General features: G+C 63.0%; 16 protein-coding genes. 11 read left to right on the top strand and 5 right to left on the bottom strand.

Going from position 1 to position 20170, the window contains the following annotated elements; translation table 11 throughout:
- Positions 1-25: 25 nt before the first annotated feature.
- Positions 26-292: a hypothetical protein gene (locus IB263_RS29175; protein WP_246802698.1), complete on the bottom strand. Its 267-nt coding sequence runs from the start codon at positions 290-292 to the stop codon at positions 26-28.
- Between the two features lie 464 nt (positions 293-756).
- On the opposite strand from IB263_RS29175, the gene IB263_RS29170 reads away from it, so the two are divergent.
- The 3 genes from IB263_RS29170 to IB263_RS29160 all read left to right on the top strand — a co-directional run bounded on the left by IB263_RS29170 (position 757) and on the right by IB263_RS29160 (position 4967).
- A complete protein-coding gene (locus tag IB263_RS29170) occupies positions 757-2901 on the top strand; it encodes an OmpA family protein (RefSeq protein ID WP_112985006.1) in 2145 nt (714 codons plus the stop codon).
- A gap of 332 nt (positions 2902-3233) precedes the next feature.
- Entirely contained in the window at positions 3234-4262 is a 1029-nt protein-coding gene (locus tag IB263_RS29165; RefSeq protein ID WP_112985007.1) for a four-carbon acid sugar kinase family protein, read from the top strand.
- Positions 4263-4265: 3 nt separating this feature from the next.
- On the top strand, positions 4266-4967 hold the full coding sequence (locus IB263_RS29160; protein ID WP_034796126.1) for a FadR/GntR family transcriptional regulator: 702 nt from the start codon (positions 4266-4268) through the stop codon (positions 4965-4967).
- A gap of 58 nt (positions 4968-5025) precedes the next feature.
- On the opposite strand, the gene IB263_RS29155 is transcribed toward IB263_RS29160, so the two are convergent.
- The 3 genes from IB263_RS29155 to IB263_RS29145 are packed head-to-tail and all read right to left on the bottom strand — an operon-like array spanning position 5026 to position 8298.
- Entirely contained in the window at positions 5026-6144 is a 1119-nt protein-coding gene (locus tag IB263_RS29155) for an iron-containing alcohol dehydrogenase (RefSeq protein WP_089046184.1), read from the bottom strand.
- Positions 6145-6148: 4 nt separating this feature from the next.
- Positions 6149-7105, bottom strand: coding sequence for a 4-hydroxythreonine-4-phosphate dehydrogenase PdxA (gene pdxA / locus IB263_RS29150; RefSeq protein WP_060580796.1), 957 nt, complete (start codon positions 7103-7105; stop codon positions 6149-6151).
- Positions 7102-8298: an exo-alpha-sialidase gene (locus IB263_RS29145; protein WP_112985008.1), complete on the bottom strand. Its 1197-nt coding sequence runs from the start codon at positions 8296-8298 to the stop codon at positions 7102-7104. The genes pdxA and IB263_RS29145 overlap by 4 nt, the downstream gene beginning before the upstream one ends.
- Before the next feature lie 230 nt (positions 8299-8528).
- Here IB263_RS29145 and IB263_RS29140 point away from each other — a divergent pair, with 230 nt between their 5' ends.
- The 6 genes from IB263_RS29140 to IB263_RS29115 all read left to right on the top strand — a co-directional run bounded on the left by IB263_RS29140 (position 8529) and on the right by IB263_RS29115 (position 15391).
- Positions 8529-9398, top strand: a complete 870-nt coding sequence (locus IB263_RS29140; RefSeq protein ID WP_063894913.1) for a DMT family transporter — start codon at positions 8529-8531, stop codon at positions 9396-9398.
- Between the two features lie 56 nt (positions 9399-9454).
- Complete coding sequence (locus tag IB263_RS29135; protein ID WP_210333340.1) at positions 9455-10924, top strand: ABC transporter substrate-binding protein; 1470 nt, start codon at positions 9455-9457, stop codon at positions 10922-10924.
- Positions 10925-11011: 87 nt separating this feature from the next.
- Complete coding sequence (locus IB263_RS29130) at positions 11012-11926, top strand: ABC transporter permease (protein WP_060603520.1); 915 nt, start codon at positions 11012-11014, stop codon at positions 11924-11926.
- Positions 11927-11936: 10 nt separating this feature from the next.
- On the top strand, positions 11937-12860 hold the full coding sequence (locus tag IB263_RS29125; protein WP_034796145.1) for an ABC transporter permease: 924 nt from the start codon (positions 11937-11939) through the stop codon (positions 12858-12860).
- Entirely contained in the window at positions 12853-14472 is a 1620-nt protein-coding gene (locus IB263_RS29120; RefSeq protein WP_112985009.1) for an ABC transporter ATP-binding protein, read from the top strand. Before IB263_RS29125 ends, IB263_RS29120 begins: the two co-directional genes overlap by 8 nt.
- A 28-nt stretch (positions 14473-14500) precedes the next feature.
- Positions 14501-15391, top strand: coding sequence for a dihydrodipicolinate synthase family protein (locus IB263_RS29115; RefSeq protein WP_112985010.1), 891 nt, complete (start codon positions 14501-14503; stop codon positions 15389-15391).
- 33 nt (positions 15392-15424) lie between these two features.
- Here the strand turns inward: IB263_RS29115 and IB263_RS29110 are convergent, their stop codons facing one another.
- Positions 15425-17440 carry a transcriptional regulator gene (locus IB263_RS29110; protein WP_112985011.1) on the bottom strand — a complete coding sequence of 672 codons (2016 nt, stop codon included), beginning with the start codon at positions 17438-17440 and terminating at the stop codon, positions 15425-15427.
- A gap of 79 nt (positions 17441-17519) precedes the next feature.
- Between IB263_RS29110 and IB263_RS29105 the strand changes: the two genes are divergently transcribed.
- Complete coding sequence (locus IB263_RS29105; protein WP_060518054.1) at positions 17520-18608, top strand: PLP-dependent cysteine synthase family protein; 1089 nt, start codon at positions 17520-17522, stop codon at positions 18606-18608.
- 11 nt (positions 18609-18619) lie between these two features.
- Positions 18620-20122, top strand: a complete 1503-nt coding sequence (locus IB263_RS29100; protein ID WP_112985012.1) for an aspartate aminotransferase family protein — start codon at positions 18620-18622, stop codon at positions 20120-20122.
- Positions 20123-20170: the final 48 nt, after the last annotated feature.

The raw sequence follows: 20170 nt of genomic DNA, 5'->3' as shown, positions 1-20170 counted from the left end.
GGGTATCTCACATCGCCGACATGCCTCACATGCCCAAGCCCAGTCCCTTCTTCAGCCCGCACGTGAGTTCATAGGCCCGGCTCAACTCCGCCCAGTGTGTCCTATTGACAAGGCTGGCGACGTCCTTGATGCGGTCGACTACGGCCGGATCTTTCAACCCCAGACGATCGAGCTCCTTCTTGAAACTTCGCGGATCCGAACTGCCAAGACGTCGCTCAAGAGCGCGGGCCAGGGCCTTGGCCTCTTCCAGCACCTGGCGGCCTTCCGGCGTGCCGGAGAGCTCCGCGAGCAATGGTGGCGGCGGAGAGAGTTTTTTGCCGACACCACTTCATCCAGGATCAACAGGACGGACGTCTGCTCCGCCGATGGGGCTATCGAACCCCAGCATGCCCAATGCCGCCTCGCGCCTCTACTGAACGGCAATCCGGATCGGCTTGCGTCGCGGCTGGCGGCCGCTCAAGTGGATCGCCACGACCGACAGCCATCTTTGTGATCACGGCTGCTCGTACACCTGGCCGATACTCCTCATTTTTGCCTTTCCGTTTCCCGGGACCGGCCGCCCGACCCTGCAGTTGGCAGTTTCGCAATAGGGTCTGCTGGGCGGAACCGTTCGCTCGCTGCTGCGTTGGGACTAGCCTTTGACGGCCACAAAAGTCGGAGGCTCGGGTGATGGCCCCGCTTGTGCCGCGTCGTAAGGCGCGCCGTTCGTACAGCGCCAACGGGCGCTCGGGTCTCCCAGTAACAGGAGTGAAAATCATGTCGATGCCTTCCAAACTTTTCGCAACGGTGGCCCTTCCAGTCTTCGCCGCATCATTCGTGATACAGCCGGCGCTGGCCGAGAGCCTGAGGACGCCGTTCCAGGTCGCTCAGGAAGGCGTCGACCAGCAGTCACCCGAGGATTTGCTGCTGCTCAGGAAGCGCAAGAAGCAGCAGGACGCGGGGGAAGGGCAGGTAGAACAGCAGCAACCGCAGGCCGAGGAGCCGCAGCGCCAGGCAGAAGAGCCGTCTCGCAAGAAGCGCAAGCAACAGGCTGAAGAACAGCAGCCCGGTACCGAGGAAAGCGCGCCACGGAAGGCAGAAGAACAACAGGCGCCCGAACGCAAGAAGCGCAAGCAGCAGGCAGAAGAACAGCAACCCGCCATCGAGGAAGGCGCTCCGCGGCAGGCTGAAGAGCAACAGGCGCCTCAGCGCAAGAAGCGCAAGCAGCAGGCGGAAGAACAGCAACCCGCCATAGAAGAAGGCGCGCCGCGACAGGTTGAAGAGCAACAGGCGCCCGAGCGCAAGAAGCGCAAGCAGCAGGCAGAAGAACAGCAACCCGCCATAGAGGAAGGCGCTCCGCGGCAGGCTGAGGAACAACAAGCACCTGAACGCAAGAAGCGCAAAGAGCAGGCAGAAGGACAGCAACCCGCTATAGATGAGAGCACTCCGCAGAACGCTGGGGAAGCGCAGGTACCGGTGCCCAAGAAGCGCAAGCAGCAAGCTGAACGCCAGCAGCCGGAAGAGCAAAAGCCGGCGCCACAGACCGGTGAGAGTGAGCCGCAGCCCGTTCCAGGGTCTGAACAGCCCGCGACGGCCGAGCAGCGCCAGAGTGAGGAGCCTCTGGCCAAGCCTGCACCTGTTGTCGTCGACAAGCGCACGAAGGCAGACAAGCGAAAGATCGCCCAGGATCCGGCGGCGACCGACGAAACCGTTGTGCTTCCGGTCGATAACGGCGCGGCCGTGCTCGATAGTGACAAGGACGCCGACAAGTCCGGCGGCAACCAGGGGCGCGAGGCTCGGCGCAAGCAGCGCGAAGAATTGCGCGTCCAGGGGAAGAACATAGCGCCGCCGACAGATGACGCCGCGGCTCAGGCTGAAATCCCGGCCGACGTGCGGCAGGCGGCCCCGCAGAGGATCGAGGCCGGGATGAAGGAGGAAGGTCGACGCGTTGACGCGGCGCCAGCCTTCGCGGTTCCGGACACGACGAACATCGTCAACAAGACCGTCATCAACAATACGGTGATCAACAACAGGACTGTCAACAACACCACGAACAATGAGGTGACTGAGGTGCACGTGGTCGAGAGGCTCGACGATCGCGTCGTCCTTGGCGTCGGCGACCAGATCTTCGTGCGTGGTGATGATCGTCCGCGCCTGCGCCACGACGCGCGGGAGGCGTACTACGACGAGCTTCCGCGCGGCCGCGTGCGTGAAACGATCGTGCGCCCGGGCGGCTACCGGATCGTCACCGTCTATGACCGTTACGGTGACGTCTTGCAGCGCTCGCGCGTCGACAGCGACGGCAACGAATATGTGTTGATGTACGCGCCGGACTATCAGGACGAAAGGCGCCCGGCGATCGTCGACGTCGGCTATGACCTGCCGCCGATGCGCCTGACGATCCCGGTCGATGACTACATCGTCGACTATTCGCAGGAGCCGGATCGAGATTACTACGCGTTTCTGTCCGAACCGCCGGTCGAGCGCGTGGAGCGTGTCTATTCCATCGATGAAGTCCGCAATTCGGCCCGTCTCCGTGACAAGGTCCGGCGCATCGATCTCGACACGATCCATTTCGAAACCGGCAGCGCCGAAGTGTCGATGTCACAGGCAAAGACGCTGCGAACGGTCGCCGACGCCATGCAGAAGGTGCTCGGCAAGGATCCCGGTGAAACCTTTTTCATCGAGGGGCACACGGACGCTGTCGGTTCCGACCGGTCGAACCTCGTCCTCTCCGACGAGCGTGCCGAGTCCGTCGCGGTCCTCCTGACGGAAGTCTACGGCATCCCGGCGGAGAACCTGGTGACGCAAGGCTACGGCGAGCGTTTCCTCAAGATCAGTACGCCCGAGCCGGAGGAAGAGAACCGCCGCGTGACCATCCGACGCGTGACGCCACTGGTACGCCCAGTCGCACAGCGATAACGCTCGCGGCGTCCAGCCACCATGCGTTCGCGACGGCGCCCGGGAAGCTCAGCGTTGTTCGGTCCTATGACGTGGCGCCCTTAGACGAGAGCGGCGAAAACCGTCGCAGTCCTCGTGATCGAGGCTTATGGCATCACGCCGGGAAACCTGCCGTTGCCAGGCTATGGCGAGCGCTTCCTGAAAATAGGCACACGGAAGCTCAAGGACGAGAACCGATGCCTAACATCGGCCGCGGCAGAGTGCGCCTAATTTGTAATTTCCTTCCAAAAAATGTTGACATTTCAATATAAAATGGACAATTGAAGATAACAACAAATCGTCTGGATTTTGAGATGCTCGTCATTGTCGCTGATGATCTGACCGGCGCTCTGGATGCCGCGGCGCCCTTTGCCGCGAGGGGCTTTTATGTCGAAGTCGCTTTGGCGCCCGAAGCGATCGATGATGTCCTGAAAACGGGGCCGGACGTGGTTTCGGTCAATCTCGGATCGCGAGAACACAGCCCCGCATCCGCCCGGCAACGAACAGTTGCCACGCTCGCTGCGCTGCCTTCGGGTTCGCGCATCTTCAAGAAGGTCGACTCCCGTCTTAAGGGCAACATCGTTTCCGAACTCGACGCAATGTCTTTCGGATCGGCGCTCGTGGCGCCCGCCATCCCGGCCTTCGGTCGGGTTGTCATGTCCGGCAGCGTGCAAGGCTTCGGAGTAGATGTGCCCATCTCCGTTGCCGAGAAGCTCGGCCGGCATGCGGCCAAGGCCATCATCCCGGACGTATCCACTGAAGCCGAGATGCGCGCCTTGCTTGAGAATGCGGAAAGAAGTGGTACGGATCTGCTGATTGGAGCGCGCGGTCTGGCCGAGGCGCTTGCCGAACGGATGAGTGGCGGTCAACAACCGCGGGCTGCCCAGGTGATTGCCGGTAGGGCTTTGTTCGTCATTGGGTCCCGAGACCCGATTACCCTTGCCCAGATCGACACGCTTCGCAACGACCTTGCCTTATCCTATTTGCCCGCGCCCAACGGGCGGCTTTCGGCCGCAGACGACACCGGCGGCGCAATCACGCTCGTTCAGGCGGTGCCGGGTGAAGGGGAGGTGACGCCGGAGGCCGTTTCCGAGGCGCTTGCCGAGAGCGTCTGTCCGGGCCTTGTCGAACGGGCAGGGACACTGCTTCTGTCTGGCGGTGCAACTGCAGAGGCAGTTTTGAGGAAAATGGGCATCCAGCGTTTTCGCCTGCTGGGCGAGTGCCTGCCCGGCCTGGGCTTGGCTGAGGTCGATGGACGTTGCATCATTGCCAAGTCCGGCGGATTCGGCGCGCCGGATACGCTTAAGGAAATCGCGGAGGCTGTCCTTCGCAAGATGGGATGACGGATGGGACTGGAGAACGGAACAGCACGCAAGAGCCTCGGCGATCTCGTCTTTGAGCGCATGCACCGTGCGATCAAGTCCGGCGCCTACAAGCCGGACGAGCGCTTGCCGACCGAGCACGAACTGGCAAGTGAATTCGAGGTTTCCCGTCCGATCATTCGAGAGGCGTTGCGCCGGCTGCGCGAGCAGGGTTTCATCTATTCACGCCGCGGCGCCGGCAGTTTCGTTCGTGCTGTCGGCATGCGTGAGCCGCTGGGCTTCGGACAACTGGAAAACGTCGCCGATCTTCTGAACTGCTACGAGTTCCGATTGACGGTCGAGCCGGCTGCCGCGCAGGCTGCTGCCGAGCGGCATGACGCGGCCAGCTTGTCCGCCATCCGCCAGGCGTTGGAACTGATGCGGGACGCCACCAACCGGCAATCGCACCGGGAGGATGCGGACTTCCAGTTTCATCTTGCGATCGCACGTGCGGCCCAGAACAGCTATTTTTTCACGGCAATGGAAGCGCTCAAGGATCACATCGCGGTCGGGATGCGGTTTCATGGCGCCTCGGTCAAACGGGAGACGACCGGGCTGACGCGCGTTTTCGGGGAGCACGAAGCGATCGCGGAAGCGATTGCCGCGCGTGAAGGCGTAAAGGCGAGACAACTCATGCATGACCACCTTTCCGGATCCCGCGAACGTCTGTTCCAAGCGACCAAGTAATCGACAAAGCAAAAACCCCGGCAGACGCCGGGGTTTTGTTTTTTGCATGGTCTATGGATCAAAAGGCTGCCTTGTAGACGGCAAGCACGTCCTCCACACTCATATCGCTCGGGTTGTTGTCCATGAGCCTTCGGTTGGCATGGGCCTCGCTTGCATAAAGCGGCAAGTCGTCGGCACTTGCGCCGTGAGCGGCAAGCGACATCTCGATGCCGAGATCACGGCAGAAGCCACGGGCAGCGCCCAGGAGTTCCTGGGAGGAGAGATCTTCGCCGAGACCGAGCGCCTTTGCGACTTCTGCCGTCTTGGCCGCGGCAACCGGTTGGTTGAAGGCGAGCACATGCGGAAAGATGATGGCGTTTGCCAATCCGTGGGGCAGGCGAAGCCGCGTTCCGAGCGGATAGGCGATGGCATGGCCAGCCGCGGTATTGACCGGCCCAAGGCAGATGCCGCCGTAGTAGGAAGCAAGCATCATCCCTTCTCGCGCCTCGGTATCGGCTCCATCCCTGACTGCGCGGGCGAGATGTTTGCCCACGAGCTTGAAGCCCATTCGGGCAAAGCCGTCGATCATCGGATGGGCGCGGCGATTGGTGAAGGCTTCCACGCAATGGGCCATGGCGTCGACGCCGGTGGCGGCGGTTACCGCCGGCGGCACGGAATAGGTGAGTTCCGGATCGAGAACAGCCAGGTCGGCAATCATGTGCGCGCTTTCGACCGCGATCTTGTTTCCCTTGGCCGGGTCGGTGATGAGCGAGCGGATCCCGGCTTCCGAGCCGGTGCCGGCGGTCGTTGCGACCTGAGCCAGGCGGGTGTTGCGGCCGAGTACGCGGTTTGGCCCGGCGACATCGGCAAGCGTCTGCTCGGAGTCCCAAAGCACGGCGACAAGCTTGGCGACGTCGAGCACCGATCCGCCCCCAAGGCCGACGATGAGGTCCGGGCTGTTTTGGCGCGCGAAGTCGAGTGCGGCATCGAGCGTGTCGACATCGGGTTCGCCCGGGATGGCGTCGAACACCGCAACGCGGCCGGAAAGCTTCAGGCGGTCGACGAAGCCTGCGGTGATCGGCGTGGCGATGACGAGCACTGAACGGGCATCGGCCGCCCAGGCGCCGACCTCTGCGATTGTGCCGGCGCCGACGGCGAGGCGGCGCGGCTGATAAAGGGTGATGGGAGCGATGGTCATGGTGTCATCCTCGCTTGGCGTCGCCTGCCACCAACTTGCGGGCATAGGCGATGGCGGAGTTCATGTTGCCGTGGTTGGCGATCCCCTTGCCGGCGATGTCGAAGGCCGTGCCGTGATCGACCGAGGTTCGGTCGATCGGCAGGTCCACCGAGACGTTCACGGCGGTGTCGAAGGCGACAAGCTTCACGGGGATGTGCCCTTGGTCGTGATACTGCGCGACCACGAGGTCGAAGGCGCCCGAATAGGCGCGATGGAACACCGTATCTGCTGAAATCGGCCCGTAGGCATCGATGCCTTCCGCGCGTGCTTGCGCAACGGCCGGCACGATCTGGTCGTCATCCTCGGTGCCGAACAGGCCATTTTCGCCACAGTGGGGATTGATGCCGGCGACCGCGATTTTGGGCGCTACGTAGCCGATACGCTTCAAGTGAGCGTCGCCGGCGCGGATCGTGGCGAGCACCCGTTCGGTCGTCGAGCGTCGGATCGCCTCCTGCAGCGCCACGTGGGTGGAAACGTGGATAACCTTGAGGCGCTCGGAGGCAAGCAGCATGTAGGCGGCCTTGGAGCCCGTGAGGCTGCGCAGCATTCCGGTGTGGCCGTCATAGTGATGACCAGCAAGGTTTAGCGCTTCCTTGTTGATGGGCGCCGTGACGATGCAACCGATCACACCGGCTTCTGCGTCGCGCACTGCCTTTTCGATGAAGCGAAAGGCCGCGTCGCCGGCGACAGGGCTCAGCTGTCCCCAGGCAAGCGGCGCACCTTCAATCGGCAGATCGACGACATGTCCGGTGAGATCAACCTCAAGGCCGAGAGCGGCGCGGGCCGCTTCGAGCGTCGCGAGATTGCCGTAGATCCGGACCGTATCGCGTTCTTGCGGCGACATGTCGGCCAGCGCGCGCACCGAAATCTCGGGGCCGACGCCGCACGGGTCGCCCATGGTTATGCCGATGATATTGCTCATGAAGGTCTCCGTTGGTCAGCGTGGTCCCAGCCAGGCGCCAGGCGGACATATTTGATGGCGCGCCGGTGGTAGGTGTAGGCAAGGTGCATGGCGCCGTCCGGCCCCTCCAGCAGCCAGGGATAGGACATCTCCTTGTTGCGGCCGTCGGTCGAGTCATTGGAAAGGCATGTCCCGGGGCCGTCCTCGATCAGCAGGCGCACGGGAAATGTCTTGCCGCCATCTTGAGAGAGGCATAGAGAGACTGGCGCGCGCCGGACACCCCAGATCGGAACGCAACCGCCCGTGGGGTCGGCGTCCGGGCGGTTGTCGTCCTCGCCGAGCTCGTCATAAAGCGACGTGCGTCGTTCGGCGGTGTCGGCCGCGCTTACGGGGTTGCAGATCATCGCGATCCGGCCGTCTTTCAGACTGAGAGCGGCGATCGAGGAATTGTTGTTCGGGATGTCACTGGCCTCGGGCCTGGACCAGGAGCGGCCCTCATCGAGGCTCTCGGTCCTGTAGACCCAGTCGGCCTGCCGCCGGCGGAAGAAGGCAGCAAGACGGCCTTCGCCAAGCGACACCGGCGACATGTGCACGCAGCCAATGGACTGATCCAGTTCTTCCAGTTGCCAGGTCTCGCCCTGATTAAGCGAAATGCCGACGGCTGCCGTATCATGGCTGCCGTTCCACTTCTGCCCGGGGCGCTGAACGCAGCGAAAGATCGGCAGCAGCCACGCGCCGTCACCGCGCACCACGAGCGGCGCGCGGATGAAGCAGCCACGGGGAAGGTCCAGATAGCGGCCTTCGCTGGTCGTTAGTACCAGCGGATCGGAAGCATCGCGGCGGACCTCAGCCATCCGGATCCGGCACTCGTCCTGATTGCCTGAGGGTTGGGAGGTGTGAAAGAGCCACAGCCTGCCATCGGGCGCAGTGAAGAGCACCGGGTTTTGCTCCGAATGCGCGGCATCGAAGCTGAGGCGCTGCGGCGGTCCCCATTGCGTCGCGCCCTTGGGCAGCACCGAAGCAAAGATGGAAATGTCCGATTTGCCCTCGAGCGTGCCGCCGAACCAGGCACAGGCGATCGCGCCGTCTGAAAGCAGATGCAGGAAGGCTGCATGGTTCTGGATCATCGGCGACGGCAACAGCGCTTCCATACGCTCGGGCGACACGGTTTGAAGCCGGCCATTCATGCGGCGGGCGATTTCTTCAGGGTCCATGAGTTCCTCCTGTGTGCTTCGAAAATCACCCAATTTTCAAAGTTGTCAAGTTTGATAAAGTTACAAATAGACATGTTCTCGTTTGCTATTACGCATAACGCACTGATTTTACTGAAACATTTACTGTGACTATTTCCATATAAAATTTACATCGCGAATTAATTTGACAAACTTTGGTGAAAGGTGGATGGTCTGAACAAGCCGGCAAGAGGATGCCGGGAGGAGGTCTGATGCTGGAAGCCAGCCCGAAGGGGGCTAAGATGGCGGTCATGTTCGCGGTTGGTGCAGCGATCCTTGCTGCCGCCGACGCGGTGATCGTGCGGGCGCTGAACGGCGCCGTGCATCCTTTCGTCATCGGCTTCTTCCGCGCGTTCTTCGGCGCGCTCATCCTTCTGCCTTTTGTTGCCCTGCGCCCATCGGTGCTCAAGTCGAGCCACCCCTTGCGTCAGCATGCGGTCCGTGCCGGCTTCAAGCTGCTCGCCATGGTCGCCTTCTTCGCTGCCTTCAGCTGGGGGCCGCTTGCTGACGTGACGGCCATCGCTTTCATGTCGCCGATCTTCCTTTTGCTCGGTGCCGCACTGGCGCTGGGCGAAAGGCCTGGCCCGGCTATGATCGGTGCGGTGGTGCTCGGTTTTGGCGGCGCGATGCTGATCATCGGCCCCTCGGGAACCGGCTTCAGTCTCGCCATCCTTCTCGCCCTCACTGGCGCGGTGCTCCAGTCGACCATTCAGTTGATCCTGAAGTCCATGTCGAAGGGCGATAAGACCTCAACGCTGGTCGTCTGGAATCTCCTTTTGACCGTTCCGATCGCGCTTCTTTTCGCCTTGCCGTTCTGGACCATGCCTGGGGCGAGGGAGATGACGCTTCTGGCGCTGCAGGGTGTCGTGGGAACTGCCTGCATGGGTATGATGACCCATGCTTTTTCACTCGCGCCCGCCACGATCGTCGCGCCGGTCGATTTTTTGCGCTTGCCGCTCGTGGCGCTCGGCGGCTTCGCGCTTTTTGGCGAACAGATCGCCCTCACCACCCTTTGCGGCGGCGGGCTCATCGGTTGCGCGGCGCTAATTGCCGCGCGATCCGGAAAAGCAACATCCAGCTGAACGAATTTCACTAGGGAGGAAATGCCGTGAAGAAATTATTTGTCTTGAGTGCACTCATGTTGAGTTCGGCCCTGTCGCCCGCATTCGCCGGGTCCGGCCCCATTAAGATCGTGCTGGCCGAGGAGGCCGACCTGCTGGAGCCCTGCATGGCCACGCGCTCGAACATCGGCCGCGTCATCATGCAGAACGTCAGCGAAACGCTGACCGAACTCGACGTTCGCAGTGACAAGGGCGTCATGCCGCGCCTGGCCGAAAAATGGGAGCAGAACGAAGACAGCAGCTGGCGCTTCCACCTGCGCAAGGGCGTCAAGTTCTCCGACGGCACGACCTTTGACGCCAAGGACGTCAAGCACAGCTTCGATCGCATCATGAGCGACAAGAACACCTGTGAATCGCGCCGCTACTTCGGCGGCATCACGGTGACCCCGACGGTCGTCGACGACTACACCATCGATTTCAAGGCCGACCCGGTTCAGCCGATCCTGCCGCTGCTGATGTCTCTCGTCACGATCGTGCCGGAGGAAACGCCGCTTGAGTTCGTGCGCGAACCGGTCGGCACCGGTCCGTACAAGCTGACCAACTGGACGCCGGGCCAGCAGATCGTGCTGACCAGCCGTGACGACTATTGGGGCGCAAAGCCCGAAGTGACGGAAGCCACCTATCTGTTCCGCGCCGACCCGTCGGTGCGCGCAGCCATGGTGCAGACCGGCGAAGCCGACCTTTCGCCGTCGATCTCGCAGCTCGATGCCACGAACCCGGCAACGGACTTTTCCTACCTCGACAGCGAAACCGTCTACCTGCGCATCGATCACAACATCGAACCGCTGAACGACGTTCGTGTCCGCCGCGCGCTCAACGTCGCCATCGACCGCCAGGCCTTCCTCGGTACCCTGGTTCCCGAAAGCGCATTGCTCGCCACCGCGATCGTGCCGCCACCGACGCTTGGCTGGAACCCCGACGTAAAGGTCTTCCCCTACGATCCGGAAGGCGCAAAGAAGCTGCTTGAGGAAGCCAAGGCCGATGGCGTCAAAGTCGACACGCCCATCACCATCATTGCCCGTTCTGCAAACTTTCCGAACGTGACCGAGATCATGGAAGCCATTCAGGCGCAGCTTGAGGAAGTCGGCTTCAAGGTCGAGCTGAAATTCGTCGAGGTCGCCGAGCACGAGCAGTACTATTCCAAGCCCTTCAAGGAAGGTCGCGGCCCGCAGATCGTTGCCGCCATGCACGACAATTCCAAGGGCGATCCGTCGTTCTCGATGTTCTTCAAATACGCAACCGAAGGCACCCAGTCCGGCTTCTCCGATCCGAAGGTCGACGACCTGATCAAGCGCGCGTCGGCTGCCGTCGGCGACGAGCGTGCCAAGCTCTGGTCGGAACTGATCGCCTATGTGCATGACGATGTCGTTGCCGACGTCCTGCTCTTCCACATGGTAGGCTTCTCCCGCGTTTCCGAGCGGCTCGAATTCAAGCCGACGATGGCGACCAACGGGACGCTGCAGCTCTCGGAGATCAAGATCAAGTAATCTGCCCTGGCGAACGACAGGTTCGCCAGTCACAACAGCAATCAAGGCGGTGGGCTGATCCCGCCGCCGGATTTCTTCGAGGGCGCCATGCTGAAATTCGTTCGAAAACGCGCCGTGGCCAGTCTGATCTCGCTCGTCGGGCTGCTCGTCATGGTCTTCTTCCTGTCGCGGTTGACAGGTGATCCGGCCGCCTTGTTCCTGCCGGTCGAAGCCTCCGCAGAGATGAAGGCGCAATTCCGCGAGCTGCATGGCTTGAACGATCCAATGCTGGTGCAGTTCGGACGCTATGTCAGCGACGTCGTCACCGGCGATTTTGGCGAATCCCTGCGCAAGGCGCGTCCTGCTCTGGACGTGGTGCTTGAGGCCTTCACCTGGACGCTCTGGCTCGCAGTCATCACCATGACGCTGGTCGCTGGTGCTGCGATCGTCGTCGGTTCGCTTGCCGCCTTCCGCGCTGGAGGCTTCTTCGATCGGCTCTCCTCGCTGATCTCGCTGGTCGGCGCTTCCGTTCCCGATTTCTGGATCGCCATCGTCGCGATCGTCGTCTTTTCGGTAAACCTCGCCTGGCTACCGACTTCGGGCACGGGGTCGCTGCTTCATTGGATCCTGCCGATCTCGGTTCTGTTCATCCGGCCTTTCGGCATCATCGTCCAGGTGGTGCGCGGCTCGATGATCGGGGCGCTTTCTTCGGCCTATGTGAAGACGGCGCGCGCCAAGGGCGTCAAATCCGGGCCGATCATCTTCGTGCATGCGCTGCGCAACGCCATGCTGCCGGTCATCACCGTCATTGGCGACCAGGCCGCGAGCCTTTTGAACGGCGCGGTAATCGTCGAGACGATCTTCGGGTTTCCGGGCGTCGGCAAGCTGATGATCGATTCCATCTTGCAGCGCGATTTCAACGTCGTGCTCGCCGCCATCCTCGTCACGGCGCTGGCGATCTTCCTCATGAACCTGCTGATCGATCTGGCCTACGCGCTGCTCGATCCGCGCATCCGGCACTGAGGAGGGGACCATGACCCTGCAGACCGCCGATACCGTTGTTACCGAAGAACCGCGCTTTGCCACCCGCATGTTCCGCATGCTGCTTGCCGACAAATTCGCGCTTTGCGCCGCGATCTTCCTGCTTTTCGTTCTCATCATCGCAATCATCGGGCCGACCTGGCTCGGCGATCTCGCGACCAAACAGAACCTTAGAGGCCGCAACGCCGTGCCTTTCGACTGGGAGCGCGGCTGGGTCTGGTGGATGGGGGCCGATGCCCTCGGGCGGCCGCTGCTTGCCCGCATCATCGTTGCCACCCAGAACACGCTGATGGTGGCCGCCGGTGCCGTCGCGCTTTCAGCAACCGTCGGCACCTTCCTCGGCCTTGTCGCCGGCTTTTCCTCGCCGCGCGTCAATCAGATCATCATGCGGCTCGCGGACGTGATCATGTCCTTTCCGTCGCTGCTGATCGCAGTCATCGTTCTCTATATTCTCGGCTCGTCGATCCTGAACCTCATGCTGGTGCTGGCGATCACACGCATCCCGGTTTACCTGCGAACCACACGCGCCGAAGTGCTGGAAATCCGTGAACGCATGTTCGTGCAGGCCGCGCGCGTGATGGGCGCATCAAGCAAGCGCATCCTGTTCCGCCACATTCTGCCTGTCGTGCTGCCGACGCTGACGACGCTTGCGACGCTCGACTTCGCCTATGTGATGCTGGCCGAAAGCGCGCTTTCGTTCCTCGGTATCGGCATCCAGCCGCCGGAAATCACCTGGGGCCTGATGATCTCGCAGGGACGTCAGTACCTCACCAACGCATGGTGGCTTTCGTTCTGGCCCGGCCTTGCGATCATCCTTACCACCATGTCGCTAAACCTCTTGTCGAACTGGCTGCGCATCGCGCTCGACCCAGTGCAGCGCTGGCGTCTTGAAATGAAAGGTCGCAAGAATGGCTGACCATCTCCTGGAAGTTCGCGACCTGTCGGTCGAATTCCACACCGCAGTCGGCGTCGTGAAAGCGGTCCGCAATATCTCCTACCATCTCGACCGTGGCGAGACGCTCGCAATCCTTGGCGAGAGCGGATCCGGTAAGTCGGTCTCCTCCTCGGCGATCATGAACCTGATCGACATGCCGCCGGGACGCATCAGCTCGGGCGAGATCCTGCTCGACGGCGTCGACCTGCTGACAATGCCGGCGCAGGAAAGGCGAAAGGTCAACGGGCGCCGTATCGCCATGATCTTCCAGGACCCGCTGAGCCATCTCAACCCGGTCTATACCGTGGGCTGGCAGATCCGCGAGGCGCTCACCACCCACGGGACCGACGCCGCGAAAGCCGCTTCCGAGGCGTTGCGGCTGTTGACCCGGGTCGGCATCCCCGACCCTGAGCGCTCGCTCGACAAATATCCGCACGAATTCTCCGGCGGCCAGCGCCAGCGCGTCATGATTGCGATGGCATTGGCACTCAGGCCAGATCTCCTGATCGCCGATGAGCCGACGACGGCGCTCGACGTCACCGTGCAGGCCGAAGTGCTCGCGCTGCTTGAGGAATTGCAGCGAGAGACCGGCATGGCGGTCCTCATCATCACCCACGACCTCGGCGTGGTCGCGGAGATCGCCGATCGCGTGGTGGTGATGGAAAAAGGCGTCCTGGTCGAAGCCGGCACGGTGCGCGAAGTCTACAAGAACCCGCAGCATCCCTATACCAAAAAGCTGATTGCCGCCGCTCCAGGCAAGGGCGAGATGCATGTGCCAGCCGCTCGCGCCGAACCCGTTCTTTCAGTTCGCGACGTGCGCAAACGCTATGGCTCCTTCGAGGCGCTGAAGGGCCTGTCCTTTGACCTCATGCCCGGCGAGACCATGGCCGTCGTCGGCGAGAGCGGGTCAGGCAAGTCGACGCTGGCGCGCATCCTGCTTCGCCTCGACGAACCGGATAGTGGCAGCGCCTTGTGGAAGGGCCGCGACCTCTTCACCATGTCGCCGGCCGAACTCTACAAGCTGCGCCGCGACCTGCAGATGGTCTTCCAGGACCCGACGCAGTCGCTCAATCCGCGTATGACCGTTTACCAGCTCATTTCCGAGGCCTGGGTCATTCATCCGGATATCTTGCCCAAGGCGAAATGGCGCGAGCGGGTGGCTGATCTGCTTGTGCAGGTCGGTCTCGGCCCGGAGCACATGGGCCGCTACCCACATCAGTTTTCCGGCGGCCAGCGCCAACGCATCGCAATTGCCCGCGCACTCGCACTCGAGCCGCAGCTGATCATCTGCGACGAGGCGGTCTCGGCGCTTGACGTTTCGGTGCAGGCGCAGGTGATCGCGCTGCTCGACCGGCTGCGCAAGGAAATGGGCATCGCCTTTATCTTCATCGCCCACGATCTGCCGGTGGTGCGCGACTTTGCCGACCACGTCATGGTCATGCAGAAGGGCAACATCGTCGAGCTTGGCACGGTGCGCGAGGTGTTCGACGCGCCGCAGCAAGACTATACGCGTGCGCTGCTTGCAGCCGGCCTCGACCCCGATCCCGACGTCCAGGCCGCTCATCGCGCCGCCCGTCTTCAGCGCGCGTCCTGAGGCGCCGTCCATTGAGAGGAAAATCCGCATGACCAAGCAAGCCTTCGTCGCCCTCGTGACCTGCTTCAACGAGGACGAGACCATTAACTACCAGGCGACGCGCGCCCAGGTCCGCCGACAGGTCGCATCCGGCAACAACATCATGTGCGCCGGAACCAACGGTGACTTCACCGCGCTGACATACGAGGAAAAGGTGCGCCTCACGGAGGAGGTGGTCGACGAGGTCGGCGGCCGCGTCAAGGTGATCGTCAATGCCGGCATGCCGGCCACCTTCGAGACGGTAAAGCTCGCCCGAGAATTCGACCGGATCGGCGTCGACGGGATCGCAGTGATCACGCCGTTCTTCATTGCCTGCACCCAGGATGGCCTTGTCCGTCATTTCTCGACCGTCGCCGATGCCGTGAAGACGCCAGTCTACCTCTATGACATACCCGCCCGCACGCAGAACCATATCGAGCCCGACACGGCGCGCGCCCTTGCCGGCCACGGCAACATTGCCGGCATCAAGGATTCCGGCGGTGCGAAAGAAACGCTGGAAGCCTATCTGCAGGTTGCCAACGAGGTCGATGGTTTCGAAGTCTACTCCGGCCCCGATCATCTCGTGCTCTGGGCACTGCAGAATGGTGCGGCTGGCTGCATCTCGGGCCTCGGCAACGCCATGCCGGATGTACTTGCAGGTATCTTGAAGGCCTTCAATGCCGGCGACGTTGTCGAAGCGCAGAAGCAGCAGGCAACCTTTGCTGCCTTTCGGACCGACCTCTATGCACTCGGCTTTGCCCCGGCGATGGTCAAGCGCGCCCTCTACCTGCAGGATGCATCTGTCGGCGCAAGCCGACAGCCAGCACTTCTGCCAAACAAGGCACAGGACGAACAGATCGCTGAAATCCTTGAACGCTACCGCCTTCTCCAGCGGCTCTAAGACACGCAGGCGAATTTGGCCGGCACCGATCACTCAGGTCGCCAGCCCGATCAAGGCCGCCACTTGGCGATATCGGGCGATGACGTCGGGTGTGAAGTGGAAGGCGTCGAGGAAATTGTCCGTCCGGTAATCCGGGTTCTGCAGGCGGATGCGGGCCGCGTAGCTGCGAGCCTCACTGAGGCGTCCGGCGAGCGCAAGACAATGGGCTGCGATCGCGAGGATGTGCACATGCGCGTTCGGGCGGGCTGCCGCCTTGATCGCCCAGTCTGCAGCCTCCTCGAAGGCGTCCAGCCGGATGAGGGCAATCGCGCGGGTGCCGAGCATGCCGAACAGCAGCGGGTCGTAGGGGCTCAAAAGCCGCGAGTAATCGGATGCGGTGATCGCCGCTGCGGGGTCGCCGGACTGCGCGTGCACGAAGGAGAGCGCGTAGTGGCCGAGGGCGAAGTTGGGGCTGAGATGGACCGAGTGCTCCAGTTCGCGCACCGCCTGGTCGTGGTCTCCGGTCAGCCAGAGGGCACGCCCCATCGACCAATGCGCGGCGGGGTTCTGATCGTCAACCAAGAGGCTCTGCCCGGCGGCCTTGAGCGCGTCCCGGGTCTCGCCGTCGCGGTCGCCCCAGCGCTGGAATGCCCTTTGCCAGTGGGTGAAGGACAGCCCTGCATGGGCGCGTGAGAAGGTTGGATCGAGGCGTGTCGAAAGGCGGAAGAACTCGGCGGCGCGCTCGTTTTCCTCGGCGGTGAAGCGAAACATGTGCCAGAGGCCGCGATGATAGGCCTCCCAGGCGTCGAGCGAATCCGGAGGCTTCAGGATCGCGCGGTTGCGCTCTTCGTTCTCGATTTCAGCGGCGATCGACGACACGATGCTGTTGCTGATCTCGTCGACGACGGCAAAGTGCTCGGCCGCGCGCGCCTCGAACCTCTCAGTCCAGACGATATGGGCGGTGGCCGCCTCTGCGACCTCCACGTTCACGGCGATCCCGAGTTCGTGCTGTTCCAGGAAGCCGGTGGCGACATAGTCGACGCCGAGCCGGCGGCCGATTTCCGGCAGTTCGAGCCCTTCGCCAGCGATGGCAAAAACAGAGCCTCGGGCAATAACGAAGAGACTGCGCAGGCGCGCCAGCTTGCTGATGACGTCATGCGCGACCGCGCTGCCGAGATCGTTCCGGCCCGCCCCGCCCGCGACAAGTTCGCGGAACGGCATGACGGCAATCGAGGCGCGGCGCGCGACCGTCACGTGGATGGGCTCGGAAGGTCTGCCAACACCGTCAGAAACGACGACGACCGCCGGTTGTCGGGACAGGGGCCTGAGGCGTTCCCATGCCTCTCGGATCGGCGCGAAGTCCTCGCCCTCATCGGCAAAGAGGCGCGCTGCCGCATCGAGATGCCGGTTGCAGGCGTCGCCCATCCGCCTGCGGGACAGTTCCGCCAGGAAGCGGAGATTTGCGTCTGCGTCGAGCGGCGCGAGGTCGAGCCATTGCCGGGCTGCCGGCAAGCCGTCCTCACCGCCGACGGGTGTTTTCTTGCCGATTTCTGCCGCGATCTCCAGCGCGTATAGGCGAAACTCGCTCCGCACCGATGTCAGCCAGTGCTCGAAGGCAGGGCTATTGTCGATCTCGACCCCTTCGAGCAGATCGCCTCCGCATCGTCCAGCAATCGGCCGCAACGCCTCCAGATCGAGGTTTCCGATACCGCGCCGCCTTGCTTCCTGGATGTGGCGTGCGTCGATGTCACAGTCTTCGAGATCGAGTGAAATCCGGTCGTTAGCCGTGATCACGCGCTTGCGGCCATCCGTGTCCATGAGCAAGCGGATTTTGCTCAGGCTCCAGCGCAATTCACCGCGCGGATCGCTCGGCACTTGCCAGAGCAGATGGCAGAGCCGTTCCCGAGGAACCGAACCTGGCGTCAGGGCCAGATAAGCGAGCAGCGCGCGCACCTTGCGCGACGGCGGTAACGGCACGGCCACCCCGCGGCGCATGAGTTTCATCGGCCCGAGCAGCCGCAGTTCCAGCTCCTTTGCCGAAAAAACCACGTCCGGGCCATCCGTTTCCATGCGCACTCCCACGCCGGCTCCCACGCCAGCACTTTAGCATCCCTCGCCGAACCTAGCATCCGGAAGAGTGAGAGGACCCATGCCAAACAATTCTGGACTGAGAACCACGAGCGGCCGCGGGCGGCTTTTCGACAGCGTGCTGGAGACGATCGGCGACACGCCGGCGATCCGCGTCAACAATCTCGGGGTCGGCAACGCGACCATCTATGTCAAGGCGGAGTTCTTCAATCCGGCTTCGTCGGTGAAGGACAGGCTGGCGATTGCGATCATCGAGGAGGCCGAGCGCACAGGCAAGCTGAAGCCCGGACAGACCGTAGTCGAGGCCACCAGCGGTAACACCGGCATCGGACTGGCGATGGTCTGTGCGCAAAAAGGCTATCCGCTGGTTGTCACCATGGCCGATAGCTTCTCCGTCGAGCGCCGCCGGCTGATGCGCATGCTGGGCGCCAAGGTCGTTCTGACGCCGCGCGCCGAGAAGGGCCTGGGCATGTATCGCAAGGCGATCGAACTCGCAGAGAAGAACGGATGGTTCCTCGCCCGGCAGTTCGAGACCACAGCCAACGCCGCGATCCACGAGGCGACGACCGGCCGGGAAATCGTCAACGACTTTGCCGGCTCCCGTCTTGATTACTTCGTCACAGGCTACGGTACCGGCGGCACGGTGGTTGGCGTCTCCCGGGTGCTGCGGCGTGAGCGTCCGGAGACGAAGATCGTGCTTGCCGAGCCCGCCAACGCGCAGTTGCTCGGCAGCGGTCATGCGCAACAGCGCGGAACGGGCGGTGCGCCGGCCGCCAGCCATCCCGCCTTCGAGCCGCATCCGATCCAGGGCTGGACCCCGGACTTCATACCCGACGTCCTGCAGGAGGCGATTGACAACCGCTACTATGACGAACTCGTCCCCATTGCCGGTCCGAAGGCGATGGAATGGGCCAAGGCGCTCGCACAGAAAGAGGGCATCTTCACTGGCGTTTCGGGCGGCGCGACCTTCGGCGTTGCGCGCCAGATCGCGGAGCACGCGCCGGCCGGCTCGGTGATCCTGTGCATGCTGCCTGACACAGGGGAGCGCTATCTGTCGACGCCGCTGTTCGAAACGATCCCGGCGGACATGGATGACGAGGAGATGGAGCTGTCGCGATCCACGCCCGGCTTCCAGCTCGCCGCCGAATAGGGAGAGGAACGATGGGAGCGCGATCACCGAGGCAAAGCGTGGGAGCCTTCACGCAACCGGAACTCCTGGCTACGCTCGAGACCCTCGACCCACCCGATTGGTCGTCCGTCTCGGCGCTCGCCCACCGGATCATCGACGATGCCGTCGGCCATCTCGGCCGCGTGCGCGACCGTCCGGTCTGGCAACCGCTGCCGGACGAGATCGAAGCGCTGTACCAGGCGCCGGTCCCGGATCGGCCGACGCCCCTCGAGGACGTGTACCGACAGGTGAAGGACACGGTGCTCGCCTATCCAATGGGCAACATCCATCCACGGTTCTGGTCCTGGTACATGGGCTCCGGCAACTTCACCGGGGCGCTCGGCGATTTTCTCGCAGCGATCCAGGGTTCCAATCTCGGGGGCGGACGCCATGCCGCTGCCCTCGTCGACCAGCAGGTCGTCGGATGGCTGCGCGACATGATCGGCTTTCCCGAGGCAGCGAGCGGCACGCTGGTCAGCGGCGGTTCGGTGGCCAACCTCGTCGGGCTGACGGTTGCCCGCAACGCCATGGCGGGCATCGATCTGCGCGAAGAGGGCGTTGCGGCCCTCACGGAACCCATGCGCTTCTACGCCTCGGATCAGGTTCATTCCTGCCATCGCAAGGCGGTCGAGACGCTCGGCCTCGGCAACAAGGCACTTAGACGGATCCCGACCGATTCCCGATACCGCATCGACCTTGAGGCGCTTCGCGCGGCGATCGCCGAGGATCGCGGGCGGGGCTTCAGGCCTGCCTGCGTCATTGGTACTGCCGGTACGGTCAATTCCGGTGCAGTAGACGATCTCACCGCCTTGGCCGGGATCGCCGCGGAGGAGAACCTGTGGTTCCACGTAGACGGGTGTATCGGAGCGCTGCTTTCGATCGCGCCCGAGAACGCCTGGCGCGTCAAGGGCATCGAGCGGGCGGATTCCGTCGCGCTCGACCCGCACAAATGGCTGCATGCCCCGTTCGAAGTCGGTTGCGCGCTTGTCCGGGACCGGGCAAAGCACCGGGAAACCTTTGCGGTGTCGCCGGAGTTTCTGCAGGGCATGCCGCGTGGCATCGCCTCCGGTCAGTGGCTGCACGAATTCGGCTTTCAGACCAGTCGCGGCTTCGTGGCGCTGAAGGTCTGGATGGCGCTGATGGAGCACGGCATCGCCAAGTTCGGCCGGCTGATCGACCAGAACGTCGCGCAGGCCGCCTTCCTCGCCGATCTCGTCCGTTCGAATCCGCCTCTGGAACTCATCGTTGAACCGGAGATCAACATCGTCTGCTTCCGCTATGCGCCCGAAGGTCTAAATGAGGAGCGACTGAAGGAGACCAACCTCGAGATCATGCTGCGCCTGCAGGAAACCGGCGTGGCGGCGCTTTCCGACACGACGATCCGGGGCAAGCATTGCCTGCGCGCGGCGATCTGCAATCATCGCACCCGCCCGGACGACCTGAACCTTTTAATCTCGGAGGTCCTGCGGATTGGCAGCGAGATTGCGCAGTCGTGAGCCCGGTCGTTTTGCGCATGAACACAGTCACTGACTGCGTAGGGTTTG

The organism is Ensifer sp. ENS03 (assembly GCF_014852035.1).
In the GTDB taxonomy this organism is placed as follows: domain Bacteria; phylum Pseudomonadota; class Alphaproteobacteria; order Rhizobiales; family Rhizobiaceae; genus Ensifer; species Ensifer adhaerens.
This window is presented reverse-complemented; position numbering and strand designations above follow the sequence as displayed.

What these genes read in the sequence shown, in the direction of transcription:
- IB263_RS29120 (WP_112985009.1), top strand. Translation starts at nt 12,853, where the DNA reads ATGGCTGACCATCTCCTGGAAGTTCGCGACCTGTCGGTCGAATTCCAC.
- IB263_RS29125 (WP_034796145.1), top strand. Translation starts at nt 11,937, where the DNA reads ATGACCCTGCAGACCGCCGATACCGTTGTTACCGAAGAACCGCGCTTT.
- IB263_RS29130 (WP_060603520.1), top strand. Translation starts at nt 11,012, where the DNA reads ATGCTGAAATTCGTTCGAAAACGCGCCGTGGCCAGTCTGATCTCGCTC.
- IB263_RS29105 (WP_060518054.1), top strand. Translation starts at nt 17,520, where the DNA reads ATGCCAAACAATTCTGGACTGAGAACCACGAGCGGCCGCGGGCGGCTT.
- IB263_RS29135 (WP_210333340.1), top strand. Translation starts at nt 9,455, where the DNA reads ATGTTGAGTTCGGCCCTGTCGCCCGCATTCGCCGGGTCCGGCCCCATT.
- IB263_RS29145 (WP_112985008.1), bottom strand. Translation starts at nt 8,298, where the DNA reads ATGGACCCTGAAGAAATCGCCCGCCGCATGAATGGCCGGCTTCAAACC.
- IB263_RS29165 (WP_112985007.1), top strand. Translation starts at nt 3,234, where the DNA reads ATGCTCGTCATTGTCGCTGATGATCTGACCGGCGCTCTGGATGCCGCG.
- IB263_RS29110 (WP_112985011.1), bottom strand. Translation starts at nt 17,440, where the DNA reads ATGGAAACGGATGGCCCGGACGTGGTTTTTTCGGCAAAGGAGCTGGAA.
- pdxA (WP_060580796.1), bottom strand. Translation starts at nt 7,105, where the DNA reads ATGAGCAATATCATCGGCATAACCATGGGCGACCCGTGCGGCGTCGGC.
- IB263_RS29170 (WP_112985006.1), top strand. Translation starts at nt 757, where the DNA reads ATGTCGATGCCTTCCAAACTTTTCGCAACGGTGGCCCTTCCAGTCTTC.
- IB263_RS29100 (WP_112985012.1), top strand. Translation starts at nt 18,620, where the DNA reads ATGGGAGCGCGATCACCGAGGCAAAGCGTGGGAGCCTTCACGCAACCG.
- IB263_RS29155 (WP_089046184.1), bottom strand. Translation starts at nt 6,144, where the DNA reads ATGACCATCGCTCCCATCACCCTTTATCAGCCGCGCCGCCTCGCCGTC.
- IB263_RS29140 (WP_063894913.1), top strand. Translation starts at nt 8,529, where the DNA reads ATGCTGGAAGCCAGCCCGAAGGGGGCTAAGATGGCGGTCATGTTCGCG.
- IB263_RS29115 (WP_112985010.1), top strand. Translation starts at nt 14,501, where the DNA reads ATGACCAAGCAAGCCTTCGTCGCCCTCGTGACCTGCTTCAACGAGGAC.
- IB263_RS29160 (WP_034796126.1), top strand. Translation starts at nt 4,266, where the DNA reads ATGGGACTGGAGAACGGAACAGCACGCAAGAGCCTCGGCGATCTCGTC.